The organism is Nocardia sp. NPDC058176 (assembly GCF_042883805.1).
GTDB lineage: Bacteria > Actinomycetota > Actinomycetes > Mycobacteriales > Mycobacteriaceae > Nocardia.
Window position 1 is genome coordinate 21,673 of sequence record NZ_JBHVVA010000011.1, and the last position, 15,360, is coordinate 37,032.

At 68.8% G+C, this 15,360-nt stretch carries 19 protein-coding genes; 11 read left to right on the plus strand and 8 right to left on the minus strand.

Features of this window, described 5'->3' with window-relative positions:
- Positions 1 to 191: 191 nt before the first annotated feature.
- The 7 genes from ACFVVM_RS32475 to ACFVVM_RS32505 form a co-directional block, all read right to left on the minus strand.
- Positions 192 to 1,088 carry a hypothetical protein gene (locus tag ACFVVM_RS32475; RefSeq protein WP_387626143.1) on the minus strand — a complete coding sequence of 299 codons (897 nt, stop codon included), beginning with the start codon at positions 1,086 to 1,088 and terminating at the stop codon, positions 192 to 194.
- Positions 1,085 to 2,446 carry a hypothetical protein gene (locus ACFVVM_RS32480; RefSeq protein ID WP_387626145.1) on the minus strand — a complete coding sequence of 454 codons (1,362 nt, stop codon included), beginning with the start codon at positions 2,444 to 2,446 and terminating at the stop codon, positions 1,085 to 1,087. The genes ACFVVM_RS32475 and ACFVVM_RS32480 overlap by 4 nt, the downstream gene beginning before the upstream one ends.
- Positions 2,447 to 2,508: 62 nt before the next feature.
- Positions 2,509 to 2,835: a hypothetical protein gene (locus tag ACFVVM_RS32485; RefSeq protein WP_387626147.1), complete on the minus strand. Its 327-nt coding sequence runs from the start codon at positions 2,833 to 2,835 to the stop codon at positions 2,509 to 2,511.
- 416 nt (positions 2,836 to 3,251) lie between these two features.
- Entirely contained in the window at positions 3,252 to 3,569 is a 318-nt protein-coding gene (locus tag ACFVVM_RS32490) for a helix-turn-helix domain-containing protein (RefSeq protein ID WP_387626149.1), read from the minus strand.
- A gap of 72 nt (positions 3,570 to 3,641) precedes the next feature.
- Positions 3,642 to 3,869 (minus strand): hypothetical protein, encoded by a 228-nt coding sequence (locus ACFVVM_RS32495; protein ID WP_387626151.1) that lies wholly within the window; start codon positions 3,867 to 3,869, stop codon positions 3,642 to 3,644.
- Between the two features lie 125 nt (positions 3,870 to 3,994).
- Complete coding sequence (locus ACFVVM_RS32500) at positions 3,995 to 4,615, minus strand: hypothetical protein (protein WP_387626153.1); 621 nt, start codon at positions 4,613 to 4,615, stop codon at positions 3,995 to 3,997.
- A gap of 19 nt (positions 4,616 to 4,634) precedes the next feature.
- Complete coding sequence (locus ACFVVM_RS32505; RefSeq protein WP_387626155.1) at positions 4,635 to 4,997, minus strand: hypothetical protein; 363 nt, start codon at positions 4,995 to 4,997, stop codon at positions 4,635 to 4,637.
- Between the two features lie 225 nt (positions 4,998 to 5,222).
- Between ACFVVM_RS32505 and ACFVVM_RS32510 the strand changes: the two genes are divergently transcribed.
- From ACFVVM_RS32510 to ACFVVM_RS32530, 5 genes are all read left to right on the plus strand, one after another.
- On the plus strand, positions 5,223 to 6,128 hold the full coding sequence (locus ACFVVM_RS32510) for a hypothetical protein (RefSeq protein ID WP_387626157.1): 906 nt from the start codon (positions 5,223 to 5,225) through the stop codon (positions 6,126 to 6,128).
- A 94-nt stretch (positions 6,129 to 6,222) separates the two neighbouring features.
- Positions 6,223 to 6,402, plus strand: coding sequence for a hypothetical protein (locus tag ACFVVM_RS32515; protein ID WP_387626159.1), 180 nt, complete (start codon positions 6,223 to 6,225; stop codon positions 6,400 to 6,402).
- On the plus strand, positions 6,399 to 6,824 hold the full coding sequence (locus ACFVVM_RS32520) for a DUF6884 domain-containing protein (RefSeq protein ID WP_387626161.1): 426 nt from the start codon (positions 6,399 to 6,401) through the stop codon (positions 6,822 to 6,824). Before ACFVVM_RS32515 ends, ACFVVM_RS32520 begins: the two co-directional genes overlap by 4 nt.
- Positions 6,825 to 6,843: 19 nt before the next feature.
- A complete protein-coding gene (locus ACFVVM_RS32525; protein WP_387626163.1) occupies positions 6,844 to 7,026 on the plus strand; it encodes a hypothetical protein in 183 nt (60 codons plus the stop codon).
- Between the two features lie 59 nt (positions 7,027 to 7,085).
- The gene (locus ACFVVM_RS32530; RefSeq protein ID WP_387626165.1) at positions 7,086 to 7,430 is read left to right on the plus strand and encodes a hypothetical protein; all 345 of its coding nucleotides are present in this window, start codon (positions 7,086 to 7,088) and stop codon (positions 7,428 to 7,430) included.
- A 176-nt stretch (positions 7,431 to 7,606) separates the two neighbouring features.
- Here ACFVVM_RS32530 and ACFVVM_RS32535 read toward each other — a convergent pair whose 3' ends face one another.
- Positions 7,607 to 8,188, minus strand: coding sequence for a hypothetical protein (locus tag ACFVVM_RS32535; RefSeq protein ID WP_387626167.1), 582 nt, complete (start codon positions 8,186 to 8,188; stop codon positions 7,607 to 7,609).
- 682 nt (positions 8,189 to 8,870) lie between these two features.
- On the opposite strand from ACFVVM_RS32535, the gene ACFVVM_RS32540 reads away from it, so the two are divergent.
- The 6 genes from ACFVVM_RS32540 to ACFVVM_RS32565 all read left to right on the plus strand — a co-directional run bounded on the left by ACFVVM_RS32540 (position 8,871) and on the right by ACFVVM_RS32565 (position 15,079).
- Entirely contained in the window at positions 8,871 to 9,149 is a 279-nt protein-coding gene (locus tag ACFVVM_RS32540) for a hypothetical protein (protein ID WP_387626169.1), read from the plus strand.
- 354 nt (positions 9,150 to 9,503) lie between these two features.
- Complete coding sequence (locus ACFVVM_RS32545) at positions 9,504 to 10,601, plus strand: hypothetical protein (protein ID WP_387626171.1); 1,098 nt, start codon at positions 9,504 to 9,506, stop codon at positions 10,599 to 10,601.
- Positions 10,602 to 11,037: 436 nt separating this feature from the next.
- Positions 11,038 to 11,451, plus strand: coding sequence for a DUF6573 family protein (locus ACFVVM_RS32550; protein ID WP_387626173.1), 414 nt, complete (start codon positions 11,038 to 11,040; stop codon positions 11,449 to 11,451).
- A gap of 139 nt (positions 11,452 to 11,590) precedes the next feature.
- On the plus strand, positions 11,591 to 13,288 hold the full coding sequence (locus tag ACFVVM_RS32555) for a hypothetical protein (RefSeq protein ID WP_387626175.1): 1,698 nt from the start codon (positions 11,591 to 11,593) through the stop codon (positions 13,286 to 13,288).
- A 541-nt stretch (positions 13,289 to 13,829) separates the two neighbouring features.
- Positions 13,830 to 14,495, plus strand: coding sequence for a hypothetical protein (locus ACFVVM_RS32560; protein WP_387626177.1), 666 nt, complete (start codon positions 13,830 to 13,832; stop codon positions 14,493 to 14,495).
- Positions 14,496 to 14,530: 35 nt separating this feature from the next.
- On the plus strand, positions 14,531 to 15,079 hold the full coding sequence (locus tag ACFVVM_RS32565; RefSeq protein ID WP_387626179.1) for a hypothetical protein: 549 nt from the start codon (positions 14,531 to 14,533) through the stop codon (positions 15,077 to 15,079).
- Positions 15,080 to 15,360 lie beyond the last annotated feature (281 nt).

The following is a 15,360-nucleotide window of genomic DNA, read 5'->3' on the forward strand; positions in this document are numbered from 1 at the left end:
ACGTGGCCGCCACTGTTCCGGCGATGCCCCGCACCGGTTGGGATTTCACCCCAACAGTGCGGGGCACGTCGGGAGCCGTCCCCGGCTTTCTCCTCCAGCCAGGTGCCCGACGTCCAGTTCCAGCTCGGTCGACCGCCTGTGGTGCGGTCGACCGAGCTGGAACTGAGCTGATCAGGTGGTCGGGGCGCGGTTCACTTGGCGGGGACCTCGGTGATCGCGGTGATCTTCGTGATGCCATCGACTGTGCGGGTGGTGATGAGCTGCTCGAAGAGATCATCGACGGGCTGGCCAGGCCACTGCTCCTGCAGCCGGACCCGATGCAGATTCGGATCCTCGGTCGGGGTGATCCTGACGCAGTAGCGCGTCTGGGCCGGGATCTCGTTGATCAAGCCTTGCAGATCCTCCGCCGGCGGTACCTGTGCGCCCTCGACGACGAAGGCGTGGGCAGCGGCCCCGGAGCGGCGTTCGTAGAAGGCATGCTCGAAGCCGAGGATCGCGCCTACAGCCGATTCCGTTCCGCCGACCCCAGTTCCGGACACGAGCTCGGCGGTACGGACGTGCTTGCAGCGGGGAATGATCAACTGCGGCGAAGCGGCCAAGACCGGAGTGGACGTGGAGGAGGCCTCCGATATCGGGCTCGTCGCCGAAGGAGTGGCATCGGTCCGGGCCTGCTGCGTCGATCCCGACGTGCTGCTCACCCAGACCACCATGCACACGCCGAAAACCACGCCGACCAGCAGCAGGATGGACAACCTGTCAACCTTGCGCCGCCCGCCGGTCGTACTCACCTTCCGCGGCCGCTTGATCGAGCCGTTCTCCGGTTTGACTTGTGATCCTGAATCACCTGAATCAGTGGACGCCGCTGCGGGTTCAGGCTCGAACCATGCATCGATATTGCCTTCCCACGTCTCGGTGACGCGGTCTGTGCTGCCGATGGCTACCGCCCTCGGGTCGACCGCCTCGCGCCAACCGGCTTCCCCGTCGCCCTTCGCAGCCCGCGCCGAACCCCGGGACCGCTTCGGTCGCTCCGGCGGGGTCGGGACCGGCGCGATCGGCAACCCAAGGGAGACCGAAGGCTGATCGCTCACGCGGGTGTGCCGGTCGTGGCCCGGGAACCGAACTGGCTGCGCGGACGGCGTTCAGAATCCGCCGGTGCCGGTGCCGGTGCCGGTGCCGTGGTCGGCGCACCACCAACGGCGACCGGCGCCTGCGCTTGCGGCGCGCGAGTCCCGTCTCCACCCGGAGCCGGCGCGGCCGCCGTCGGAGCGGGCTGGTTCGGCGTCGTCGCGGGCGGCGCGGCGGGCGCCGGTGCTGGCTGGTTGACGACCGGCCGGTCGGTGGCCGGTTTCTCGGTGGCCGGCTTGGGCTGCTGATCACCGTTTCCGCTCGCAGGAGCACCCGACGACGAGCCAGGCTGCTGCCCGGGTGTCGCGGCCGCGCCCGAGGTGGCGCCATCGGTGCCCGCGCCGCCCCCGGTCGAGGCGGTGATCGTCTTTTCCGCCTGGGCCGCCAGCGCGTCGATCCCCTTCTCGCCGAGGCCCGCCACCTTGTCCATTCCGTGCTCGAGCGTCCCGGCCGCGGTCGTGATGCCGTGCTCGATCACCCCGGCCACCGCCTCGATGCCGGCAGTCCCCACCGCCGTCGCCGCAGCCCACATCTGCTTCTGCAGCGCCAGTTCGGCCTGCTGCTGAGGGGTGAGCGCCGCAGTAGTGGTCGGGGTCATCGTCGGATTCACGACCACCGGCTGCGTCGTGCCGGGCGTCGTGGTCGTCGGTGTCGTGGTCACCGGATTCGTCACCGGCTGGCCTGTCACCGAGGCCGGAGAAGTCGCCGAAGCCGGAGTGGTCGCGGCGCCACCGGTGTCGTTGACGTTGTCGCCGACAATCGCCGGTCGGCTTCCCTGGTGGTCAGTGTCGGTGCCCGCGGCGCCTGGACGGTTCCCCGTTTCCGGCAGCGCCGTGGACACAGCTCGAAGTGCCCGGGTGTGGTCACCGAGCTCGGTCTGCGCGCCGGACACGGTCGTGAGCACATCGCGGTAGGCCGCCGAGGCCAAGTCGAACAGCACGGTGTCGGCCGAGGCTGACTGCGCGGCGGCGATGAGGTCCTTGGCCTCGGTGCGAAATCGGCCGATCCGTGCATCGACCGCGGTGGCGGCCGCGGTGATCGCCGTCGCCGCCGACTCGGTTGTCGTGGCGTAAGCGGCTGCGGCGTCGGAGAGTTGGCCGATGGCGGCCTGGGTGGTGCGCATCGCCGGGATCGCGACATCGGCGCTGGCCGAGTACAGCCAGGTCGACTCCAGCGCGTGCACGCCCTGCATGTGCGGCAGCTCGGTGTGGCCGGTCTGAGTTGATGCCGTGCGCAACGCGTCGATCAGTGTCTGCACCAGGGCGGTCGAGGAGCCGAGGCTCGCCCGCAGGTCCACCAGCGGCTTCGCGAGCAACGTCACCGCAGGATGTTCCTGGTCTGGCTGCTGTGCGGGTACCTGCGGCTGCTGGGATCGCAATCGCTTCACGCCTGCATCTCCGATCCTGCGCGCGTCAGGCCCTCGGCGGTTGTCCCATCGACATCGCCGGTGGCTGTGTCATAGCGGCGCAGGCCATCGGCGTAACTGCCGACGTCGGCGCCGGCGCCCTGGAGCGCGCCGAGGTGGCCGGTGAGCACGCTGAGCAGTTCGGCAGCGAACTCATTGGCAATGGTCCCGAGCCCGAGCGCGGCAGCCTCGCTGGGCAGTGCCGCCGACAGCGTCGCCGCGGCCGAGGCCAGTTCGCCGCTGACATTCTGGGCGGCCTGCAGGTAGGTCGCCGCCGCTTCCGGGTCGAATGCAAATGTCGCCATGATCCCCCTCTTGGATCGTCGGAATGTCTACTCCGACCACGAATTTCCTTCATTACCATAATCCGGCTCCGGGCCATCGGCGACGCCAGGGCGCGGGTGTCGCCGCCAATCGTGGCGGGCGCGGGCGAGACCGGCGCCGATCGCTTTCGAGGGCAATCCGGCGAAGCCGGTGCGGCAGCCATTCTTCTGTCCGGGGCCATCGGAGACGGAAGCTTCCGGACGATCGTGAGTCCTGTAGCAAATTCACTGAATGCGCTGTGCCGCAACAATCTACATGATCTTGGTAGGTGATTGCTGACCGAGCCTTGGCCGAGAAGAGCCCATCCCCTTGCCGGCCTCATCATGCCCGAGCACCGCGTCAGGGCGGATCGGCCCACACAGCAGATGTGGGCCCCGACGCCCCAGCAAATAGCGGTTCACGCTGACGGCCAATCGATCCGAGCAGACGGAACCCGATCCATCAGGCGGGCGGCGAGGGCGAGGTACCAGCCGCGCGGGCGCGGCCCATCCGGCACTTCCACCTCGTTCTCGCTGGTCTGTTCCACCAGCGTGGCCAGCTCGGCGTCATGCTCGGCGCGCAGGGTCAACAGGTCTCGAACCACGCCTGATCGGGGCTGGAAACGGCCGGATTCCCAATCCTTCACGGCGTGGCGATTCACCTCGAGCGCTGCGGCGAGCTCGGCTTGGGACAAGCCCATGAGGTGGCGCGTTGCGGCGATCTCCGCAGGTCTCATGGCTGTCATGGTGGACTGGCTCCTGTCGGATAGGCCGGGGGCCGCAGGCTATGCCGCGACCCCCGGAGTGGATCAGATGTTGTAGGCGATGCGCCCGATGACCGCGCCGGCGAAGTTGCGCACGGTCACGGTGACCCGGCGGTGCAGGCCGAGGGCCTCGAAGAGATCGGCGCGGGCGATGATGAGCGCGCGCTCCTCGGTGGTCAGGGTGTAGCCCTGCGCGTAGATCATGCTGGAGGCGACGACATCGGCGGGCTTGGGGAGGTTCTTGAGCTCGGCGATGATCATGGAGTCGTTCAATTCGGATCCCAATCCGTCTGGCCGGGACCTGATGTCCCTTGCGCTGAAACAAGCATAACACACCAATATGGTGTGTTACAAGGGTTTTGGGGTACGTGGGATGCCCCGTGTGAGCCTTCGGTGCCCTACTCGGCGGCGCGGTAGTTGACATCGAGCTCGACGATGCCAACCAGATGGGCCGGGACCGCGACGAGCTCGGCGGCATCGACGACGTGCGGTGTCACCCCCCATGGGGCCTCGATGAGCAGTTCGTAGCAACGCGACAACGACTCGGGCCGCCACGAGTCCTCGAGCCCACGCGGCACGGTCTCGCCTATCACCTCGCCGCGCACGATCCCGATCGGCTCTCCACTCCCGAAACCGTTGAGCCAGAACACCGGTTGCAGCTGGCCGAGGCTTTGGTGCGCGTGCTCCGAGACCGGCGATCGCAGCAGTGCCGAGGCCGCGACGGCGACGCGGTGCAGCCAGGAGGTGGTGGTGGTGTCCGGGCTGATGCTGTGCGCGGCGGCCGCGAAGTCGAGCGCGGCGGCAACCTGGCCGCGGTCGGGGTGGCAGCTGTCATCGGCACGCAAATGGGTGGCCGCGGCCTTTGCTGCGGCGTAGAACCCCTGCGCGGCAGGCCCACTCAGTTCCGCGGATTCGGCGAACCGGCGGTGATCAGTGGCAGTCGATTCCAGATGATCGGCGACCGCGATCCGGGGCGTATTGCTCTCGCTGTTGCCGTTGTCGGTGCTGTAACCGGTCATCGTCGAGTTCTCCGGGAGGTCAGTCGGGATTCGTGTCGTCGAACAATGGGCTGAGCGCCTTGGTGCTGCGGGCCCACGACACCGGCGCGAGCATCGCCAGTGGCTGGCCGCTGTATCCCCACAGGATACGCGTGTGCTCGGCGTCGCGCTGGGCGGCAATCCGGCGGGTGCCCAACAACTTTCGCCCTTCGGAGATCGCGAGGTCGACGATGCTGTCGGCGGGCACCGCAGCCTCGTCGGCGCCCAGCTGCCAGCTCGCCAGCGACATCAGCACCAGCGCTGCCTCGCCGCGATAGGTGATCTCGAAGGCCTCATCGGCAGCGGCGAGCTGGACATAGCTGCGGAACCCATCGCGTAGGCGTTGCAGCTCAACTCGTTCCACGTTGTGAAGGGTACAACCTTCCGGGTCCAGACCTGACGAGTCTTACAAGTTCCCGCGCGCCCCAATCTCAAGAATAGTGATGCAGGTCACATCTTGTAAGGTTTGTAAGTCTCGTAAGTTTGATAGAGTTGAGTCAACGCGCTGAGACGCGAATCATCCTCACTACCAGTAGTTTTCGCCGTCACACGGCGGACCTGTCGCCCTTCGCCATGCTCAATCGAGCTGGTGCACACCCCTGCCCCGGAGGCTGTCGTGCACTTCCACACCACTCTCACCCCGATCGAGATCAGCAAGGTCGAGCACGCGCTGGCCGACCACGCGGCCACCTACTACCACGACGGCGTGTTCGGAAAGGCCGACGTCGCCAACCACCTGCTGGTCAACCACCTCTCCGGCATCGACCGCGCCGGAGAGGTGTACGCGCTGATCACCCACCTGATCAGCGGCGAAACCCCGCTGCTCGAGAGGTCCGAGAACGAGCGTCACCGCCAACGTGCCCACCGGGCAGCAGAAGCGCGCCAGGTCCTCGACCAGGCCGAACGCTGGTGCCAGCAAGGCGATTACGTCCTGGCCGCCGAACTCGTCGACGAGGCCGCGTGCGCCGACTCCGTCACCGACGTCCAACCGCTGCGCATGCGGATCAACGCCGCCATCGCCCGCGTCGCACCGCCTGCCGGTGAACCGGCCCCGACGCCCGGCGATGCCGGGCTGTGCCTGTGGAAACTCCTCGCCAAGATCGCCCGCCTGCACCCGCACGACCCCAACCGCACCGCCCTGCGCGTACTGCACCGGCTGACCGCGCGCAACAGCATCTGCCTCGAGGACGCCGAACGAGCCGCGATCCGCGGACTGACCGACTACCTCGCCACCAGCGCGCACACCCTCTTGTACAACGGCGGTGCGGTCGGGGTGGACACCACGATCGCACCGGCCGCTGTGTTCCTGCGCGCCGGCGCGACGGCCGCGGAGTCATGGCGCCGACGCGGCGTCCCGCGCGGGCACATCGAAGAGGCCGACCTGGGCGCGGTCGTCGAGGCCGCCGACACCGCGATGACCTGGGCGATCCTCACCCTCGGCTACATCGACGCGCACCGGCGCCTGACCAGCGTCACCCCGCTGCACACCACCTAGCAGCAACCTCCTGATCCCCGGTGGCCGCCGGTGCAGACCCTCCCGGCGGCCACCGGCCACCAACTCCGCCATCGCCGAAAGAGCCGAGGACACCATGACGATTCAGCAGATCCGCCCCGAACACGCCACCCGGCCGACCTCCACCCGCTACCGGTCCGCGCTCGACGAGCCCGACACCGCGCCGGTCTCGGCCCCGACCTACGTGATCGCGTGCGCCGTCGCCGCCGCCACGGTCATCTCCCTCGGCGAGGTCTACCTGCTGGTCATGCCGTGACCGGCCCGCTGGTCCTGGTCGCGTGCGGCGCCCGCAAGGCCGACCACCCCAGGCCCGCCCGCGACCTCTACACCGGCTCCTACACCCGGATGTGCTTGCAGGCCGCGCTGATCCTGGCCCCGGCCGAGCAGGTCCGGATCGTCTCCGCCCGCCACGGTCTCGTCGAACTCGCCACCGTCCTCGATCCCTACGACACCGCGATCACCGACCCGGACGCGATCACCGCCGACGAACTGCACGAGCAGGCGACCGAGCACCAGCTGCTCGGTCGGGACGTGATCGTGTTCGGCGGCGCCAAGTACACCACCCTGGTCCGCCAGGTCTGGCCCTATGCCGTCGCGCCCCTGGCCGGACAAGGCGGCATCGGCTACCAGCTGCGCTACCTCGCCGGAATCATCGCCGCGGGTCCTCCCCGCACCTGACACCATCAACCTGGGCCCGGTGGGTGATCACTCCGAGCTCGCGAGCACCAGAGCACGGAAGGTCGCTGTGCCACCGCAACTCCCCCACATCCCCCCGGTCAACCCGGCCGAGCACGAACCTCACGGCCTCGGACCCAGCATGAGCCTGCCCCTCAACCCGGGCAGCCTCGCACGCATCCTCAACGAGGCCGCCGCCCTCTAGCCCCCAGCGGCCGCGGCCGCCGTATCCCGCATCCACCGAATCCGCCTGCAAGGAGCCTGATGTTCGACAACGACCCGACCCTCGACGCCCATCCCCGCGTACGCACCCTGCTCGCAGAGTTCGACCGGCTGATGCGCATGGACAACACGCCGGTCGAGTTCCTCTACCCCGACGCCGAGGACGTGCAGGAGTCCGACTACGGGCCCGCGATCGACGGCGTCGAGAAGCAGCTGAAAGGCTATCTGCGGGAGCACCAGGCCGAGCTCGACGGGACGCCTGTCTGGCAGGCATTCTTCGGTCCCGACCCCGAGCCCGAGCCGCTGCGCCCCGCCGACCACATCGACGACGGCGTCATGCTCCCGGTCCTCGACGAACGACCGCTGGTCAACGACTACCCGTTCTGATCACACCAGCCACAGGAGAAATCTCCGGCACCGCAGCGACATTCGCTCCGGATTGATCGGTCTGCCGCCCCGCAACGTGCTGAGAAGGCTGGGCGCTGATAAGCGGTCTTCTCAGCACGTTGCTGTGCGCAGGCCGGGGCTCGCGCGCCCCAACTGATCAGGGCGCCCGGCTGCGCCTACAAGCTGAAACCGGTCCGGCCCCGCGAGGGCATCCGTGGCGGCCGCCGGTACGGCTGCGACACCTCCGGTGAAGACGCCACGGAACGCGAACGTCCCATCGGTGGCGCCGAGGAGCGTTGGATATCGGCGATCACCCGACGACGTTCCTCACGCTCACCGACCTCAGCTAACGCGTGCGTGCGCGCGACATACTCGAACAACGTCGCCACGACCCGGTACCGCGATCCGGACGCCTCGAGCCGGTCGAGCTGCTCGCCGATCCTGTCCAACCGGCCCGCCAGATCAGCGAGACGAACACGACGATCCAGGATCTCACCCAGCACCACCAGCAGATCCTCCTCGAGACCGCGCTGCGCCACCGTCAACCGCTGCGCCCGCAGACGCACACGAGACCGACTCACCGCCACGACGTAGTCGAACAACCGCGACGCCGCATGCCCCCGCGGATCCGAGGTGTCCAGCCGCTGCACCACATCGCGCAAACCCAGCACCTGCTCATGAGCCTTGCGCGCACGATCCAGAAAAACCGTGCCCCGCACCACCTCGAGCAGGTCCAGCAGTTGCTGCTGCAGCTCCACCGGATCCACCGGTTCGGGCACCGAGGTGACTTTCGCGCCGACCATCCGCTTGGGCATCGCGTCCTCCTTCACCCATCGCGACAACTACTGCGACAACGCCAAGGGGTAGACAGCGAAGCGTATCCCCCCACAACGCATCCGATCTCCCACCACGGTAGTCGGCAAAGACCCTCACCGGATAGCGATGAACACCAACACGATCAGAGCTGCCGCGACATCGCGCCGTCCCCGACAAACGCAGCTCCCGCGTCGATCATCTCCCAGCGCGGAACCGAAACCACGCTATCGACTCCGGGCACAGCCCGGACCACACCCCTCGACGACGACCCGCCCGGCAACAGCCGGCCACCTCGCCGCCGAGGCCCCCGGCGCTGAGCCCGAGCGGGCCCAGCGCGCAGCGCCATTCGTGGTCGGGGAGCCGGCCAACCCCTGCCGCGCGGGTCGCTCACCGCGGTTGCGTCATGTGGTCGCTCCCACCTCCGAGGTCGGGGAGTCCACGCAGGTCGCCCAGGCACCTTCCTGCCGGGGCGGTCTGACTGATCCGAGGGCTAGCACAACCACGGTGGGCATCAAGAGCGCCCTGCAGGCGTCACTACGTGATTGCTCCGCACCCCTTGACACCCACCGCAGCCGTGCTCGAGACGCCCTCAGTCAAACCACCCCGGCAGGAAGGCACCCGATCATGAGCTACCCGCTGCGCGAACTCCCCGACCTCTCCAGCCTCGGCGGCACCTGGACCACCGTCACCGTCGCCGACTGCGCCTTCGGTCACCCCGTCCAGGTCGGCCGGGCGAATTTCCCCGACCACGAATGGCCCTACGAGCCCGGTGAGAACACCTGGCGGCTGGACTCGGCCAGTCTCGACGGGTATCCCCTCGACGGGCTCGACGAGATCCCCACCGCCTGGTACCTCGAAGGTGACCTGCTGCTCTGCCTCGGATGCGGCACCGACGTCACCTAGCCGGCGGGCCGGGCCCACAGGGGCCCGGCCCCCGCCGCTCCAGCACGCGGAGCTCGCACAGCTCGCACCCCACCCCTCGGGTCCGACTGCTGCACAGCCGACCTGCGGGGCACCGTCGACACGGTGCCCGATCGAGCGCACACGTTCGCGCCGTCGGCCTTCTCCCGCTGGCGCGGGTGGAGAAGTTGGTGCCTTCTGGCTCTCCGATTGTGACCGGCGCGCACCGGCGCGCAACCCCGGCCCGGCCACCCACGGGCGGCCAAGAGCGGGGCCGGGGTGTGGCGCGCCGTCACGCTGGCCCGGTCGAAATCTCCTCTGCCAGCAGGCATCAACCACGATCGGCGAGGAGCATCCATGACCAAGCACGACATCACCACCCAAGCCGGAGCCGGGACACCGGTCGTTCCCACGTTCCGCATCGTCAGCCCGCTCGCACCGGCGCCGTTCCGCATCGACGACGACGCCCTGGTCCGATGGGTCAGCAGAACGCTCGACGAGAACACCGGCCGCTTCCCCGATCTTCCCTCGGTCGACGACGAACGCCCCGGATCGCGACTGGCCGCGCTGGTGGAAGACGCCATGGACCTCGGCGTGCTCGACGGGGATCGCTGGATCGACCTGGTGGTCTTCGGTGAGGACGACGACGCCGGGCCCGGCTTCTACATCCTCGTACGCAGCGCCGGACACAACGGCGCGGCGACCGGATTGTCGACCGGCTGGACCGAACTGGAGCTACACGACGCCGACGCCGATCAGGTCCCGTCGCGATTCGACATGGTCAGCATCGTCTCCTTCTACCTCGACCAGGTCTGCGAGCAAGCCAACCGCGCCCTGGCCAGCATCGAATATGGCACCGGCACGACACCGGGGATCTACCCCGCCCGACACCACACCTTCGCCCCGGCGTTGCCGGATCGGCTGGTCATCACCGCCGAACAGATCGCGCACTGGGCCGAGGGAACCTGCCTGTCGCCGCGAGAGTTCGCGGGCTTGAGCACCCTGCTACGGACCACCGTGCTGCCGGCGGTGATCACCAAGCTGGTCACCACGATCGCCGAGTGCCGAGAACCGCTGCGGTCGAGCCCGCGACAGCTGCCCGATCGACTGCGCGCATCGATGCACCAGGGCTACACCCCCGAGCAGGTCAACGACACGTTCGGCCTGATCAGCGACCGATTCGGGGTCCGGGTGGTCTGCGTGTGGGACTACATCGACGACACCGGATTCGGCGGCGACAGCGACCTCTACATCGAGGTCCGTACCGAGGCCGGGATCAACCTGGCCGCGTGCGACGAACAGCTGCTCGCCTGGCTGACCCTGCCCACCACCGACCCAGACGCGCCCACCAACCCCGGTGATCCGGCGCGCTGGCAGCTCGCGCCGACGATCATGCCCACCACCGGGCTGACCCGCGACGGCCTACACAACTACGCCCACACCGACGAACGCTGACAGTGGGCCGGTGCCCGGCCGGAGATTTCCGCGCCGGCGCACCACCAGCCCGGTCGAACCGGGCGGCCGGGCGGTGACCCGGCCCAGGGCATCGAGCACGGCGAGCTCCGTGCGCAGCTGTGTCCCAGCGGAATCCGGCCTCCCCGGCCGGATGCGGTGTTCGTTGACTCCGTCGGGGAGTTCATTTTGCCTTCTGGCCTTCGAGTCTGACCGGCGGTCCGCTGCACGCAACCCCCGGCGGCGCTGGCGCTTGGCCCTGGCGGGCGCCGAGAACTTTTCGCCTCTCGAGCAGGCCCGCGGGGCGGGCGCGGGCGAAAACTTCCCGGCCCGGAAGTTGCACTCCGCGGCCCTCGTGCCGGTCGGATCTCTCCCTGCCAGAAGGGCAAAACAGTGGTCGCGACGAACCGGGCGGCCACGTTCACCAGGGAGGTCGCCAATGCCTGAAATCCAGGACCTGAGCAGCATTTTCGGGGAACCGATCCACGTCCACACCCGCGCCGAGGCACTCGCTGACGGTGCCCTGCGCGACGCGGGCGAGCTGGCCGCCGAAGCCGGTTTCAAACACCCCGTAGCCCTGACCGCTGCCGCGTGGGCCGATGCGGTGGCCTGGGACCACGACGACGCCAGCCAGGACGAGACCGGCCGGTTGTGGGACGTGCTCTACATGGCCCTGTGCGCGATCCGCCGCGCCATCGCCAACGGCGCCAACTCCGGCCCACTGGCCTACACCCTGTTCCGCGTCACCGCACCCGACACCCCGCCGACCAGGACCGCCCTGGTGATCAACCTCGGGCCCGGCGACAACGGCGAACCCGTCTTCACCATCGGACTCGCCCCGCAGTCGCGTTGACCGCCACCCCGCGCGCCCGTGGCCCGCCCACCGTGGCCCGCTCACCAATCCCCTTGCTCGCCAACGCGAAAAGGCACCGGACAGTCTCTAGCTGCCCGGTGCCTCTCACCGGCAACTCTAACCCGAGAGGCACCCATTCATGAGCACCATCGACACCACCGCCAGCACCAGCACCGAGACGGTGAACGACACCGCGACCGAGACCGTCGACGCGACGGTGACCGAGCAGGCCGCGCCGCTGGCCGAACTCGCCGCCGCCGATCGCCCGATCATCGACTACATCGACCCGGCCGACCTCTACATCGGTGACAACATCCGCAAAAAGGTCAACCTGCCCAAGGGGTTCCTTGACTCGCTGGCCGAGAACGGCAACACCGTCGCGATCATCGCCTATCGGCGCGAAGACGGTGTCATCGAGGTGGTCGACGGGCAGCGCCGCACCCTGGGCATGATCAAGCGCGGTGTGGCGCGGGCGAAGGTCGAAATCCACCCCTCGCGCGAACTCGCCGAGGCTGAGGCCGAAGCCGTGCGGATCATCACCCAGTTCAACGCCAACGAGCACACCGAACGCCTCACCGCCGAGGAGCGGCTCAACGGCATCGAGCAGCTGCTCAACCTGGGCTATTCGGTCACCAAGGCATCGAAGAAGCTGGGCCTGAGCAACACCGACGAGGCCAAGGCCGTGCGGGTGGTCGCCAAATCCGACACCGCCCGCGACCTGCACCTCACCGGACAGCTCTCCCTTGAGCAGGCGATGGTGCTGACCGAGTTCGAGGACATCCCCGGCGACGTGGAAGCGCTGTTGCTGGCCGCCGATCGCGGCCAGTTCGACGGCACCGCCGCCCGCATTCGGGAACGCCGGGTGTTCGATGCCGCCCGCGCCGAAGCTGGAACCCCTTGGGCCGAAGCCGGATTCGTGATGCTGAACTGCGAACCGACTTTCAACGAGAAGCGCGATGTCTGCATCCCGATGTCACGGCTGGTCACCGCAGACGGGAAGGAGGCCACGGTCGAGGCGATCACCGATCCCGGTGCGTGGGCGGTGTATCTGCGTGGGCCCGAACGGTGGCGGGTCATCGAGTCCGGGGAAGTGATCGACATCGGTCGCATCGACTGGGACATCGAGGACCAGGCCGACGCCGAACCCGATGCCGGTCTCGTGCATCCCGATCGAGTCGAGCAGTTCATCGACTGGTCTCCCTCCTACTTCTGCCGCGACCTGGACGCCGCCGGGGTGCATTTCCCCGACCCGGTCGCGACCGGAAATGATTCCGATCCGAGCGAGGCCGAAAGCCGCGAGACCGAACGCCTCGAAGCCGAAAGCGCGCAGCGCAACCGCACGAAGGTGTGCAACACCGCCGCGCGGGCCGCGACCGAGGGCCGCCGCACGTTCCTGGCCACCAAGCACCTCGGTGCCCGCAAGACCGTCCCGAAGGGCGCGATGACCTGGGCGGCGCGGACATTGCTGGCCAACCCGGACATGCTCAACAAGGCGGCGGCCAAAACCATCGCCGCCGAGCTGCTCGAGATGGATACCCGCGAGCTGGACGACGACACCACCGACAACCGGGCCGGTGTCGTGCTGGTCGGGCTGGCCATCGGTGCGATGGAAGCGATCATGCAGCCACGCGTGGCGAACCCGGACTACTGGCGCAACTCCACCAGCTACCCCGGCGCGTACCACTATCCCAGCGACACCACCGGGCTGCGTGAGTACCTGCGGCTGCTGGCCGACCTCGGTCACACCCTCGATGACATCGATTCCTACGTGCTGGGAGAGATGACCCTCGAGGAACTGATGGCCGTCGAAGCCACCAAGGCCGCCGAAGCGAACTAAGTCCCCTGCCCACCGTGCGGGTCGGAGCCATCAGGCCCGGCCCGCACCCGGCCGAGGGAATGGAACTCGCTGCGCTCGTGCAGCCTGCCGGTGCGCCCTGGGCGCGCCCGTAGCGCCGGATCGACACCGGCACCCGCCGGTGACCGTGCTCACGCGGCGGGCCAGAACTGCCTGCCCGCCGCGGTCGAGCTCGCGGTGCTCGCACCGATGCTCCCGCCGCCGGCCGGCGGGGGAATCGGAAACCTGCAGCGCCGCCGCTACCGGCTGCCGAGTCCGAATACTGCTGCGCAGGAGTGCTTTTCCCTTCTGGCTGTCGAGTATGACCGGCGCGCCGCTGCGCGCAACCCCGGTTCGCACCTGGCGGTGGCCGGCGGCTCACGAAATTCTCCGCACCCGTGCTCACGGCGTTCGCGCGGAAATTTCGCACCGACCGGGGTATGCACTCCGCGGCGCTCATACCGGTCGAACTCCTCTCTGCCAGAAGGGCAAAAGAACGGGCGGGCCGAGGGTCCGTTCCCCGGTACGAAGGAGTCCTCACCGCATGACCGAGACAACCATCATCGACACCCCCGTCTCGCGGGAGTTCACGGTTCCCGGCGTCGGCCAGGTGCGCGCCGAGATCTCCCCTGCCTCACCGGCCGGGGTCGTCGTCTACAGCTTGCGCGGGCACCGGATCAAAGGCTCGGTCAGCATGAGCATCGGCTACGCCCTCTACTCCGACGCGCCAACCACGGCGTTCATCGGCTACGGCATCGACCCCGGCGACGACACCTATCCGCGCTACTGGGCGGACCGGCTGACCGTCAACGGCATCGAACTCGTCAGTTCATCGAACCCGGTCGTACTGTCCGACACCGCGCGCGACGCGGACGGTTTCACTGTCGAGGTTCGCCGGAGCGGCTGCTACGGCCACACCGAGACCGTGCCGAGCGCGACCCGGATCAGGACCACGGCGGTGCTGGAGTTCGTGGTGCGCGACTTCGCCGCCCGTGACGACCTGGCAGAGATGTGGCGGCGTGCTGCCCGCAGGGCCGCCCAGGAGTTGCTCCCCGGCCGCCGCGACATCGTCGACGACTACACCCGGACCATCGCGGCCGCCGAGAAGGACCGCGACGACGCGCGCGCCTACGTCGCGGCCCTGGAACTGATCGCCAGCGACGCCGAGCTGCCCGACTCCCCCACCAACGTGCTCCGACACCTGTCCTGAGCACCCCGCCGACCCCGACCACGAGGAGCCCGACCGTGAACACCATCTCCGAGCCGCTGATGACCGCCGTCCACCTCGCCGAGAGCCTGCTACCCGGTCCGGGTGACCAGCAGCCGCACGAGGGCGAGTACGCCGCCGCTGCCGCGATCATCGACCTCCATGCCTCCAACACTCGCGGCGGCCAGGGCGTGCGGGAGTGGGCCACCCTGGCGCAGCTGCGTGCCGACGTGCGCCGCCACCTCGATGCCCGCCTGCCCGCACCAGGGGTCGAGAGCATCGTCGCGGCCGAGGTAATCGCCGTCGCGGTCAACGCGCGGTTCCGCGAGTGCGCCGACAACCAGCACCCCTCGGACTGGGCGAGCATGAACGCCGGTGCCCGGTACGTCGCCCTGCTGTGCTCGGGTACCGCGCACGCACCCGCGCCGCGCACGGTGATCGCCCAGGTCACCGGTCCCGATGTCGACATCTGGGGCTACACCGCGTCGGATGTACTCGACGCGGCCGCCTCACGTTTCGATCTGCCCGACACCTCCCACATTCACATCCACGGCGACGACGCCGGGCGCTACACGCTCACCTGGTAACCCGGTTCACCACGGGCGTCTCCCGTCGGGGCGGCGCCCGTGGCCGGGCGTGGAACCGGAACTCGCCGGTTGGCTCGTGCGGTGCTTCCCGCCGCCGGCGGATCCACGTCGAGACCGGCCACGCCGGCCACAACCCCGACTCGGCGCGGTGGGCCGGAAAGCGCCGGCCCACCGCGGTGGAACGCCTGCTCGTCGCGGGCGTGCACCCCTGCCCTCGGTATCGAGCTCGCGGTGCTCGCCGGATCATTCTTCGTCGCCGTCGGCTCCCTCGAATCCGGGCA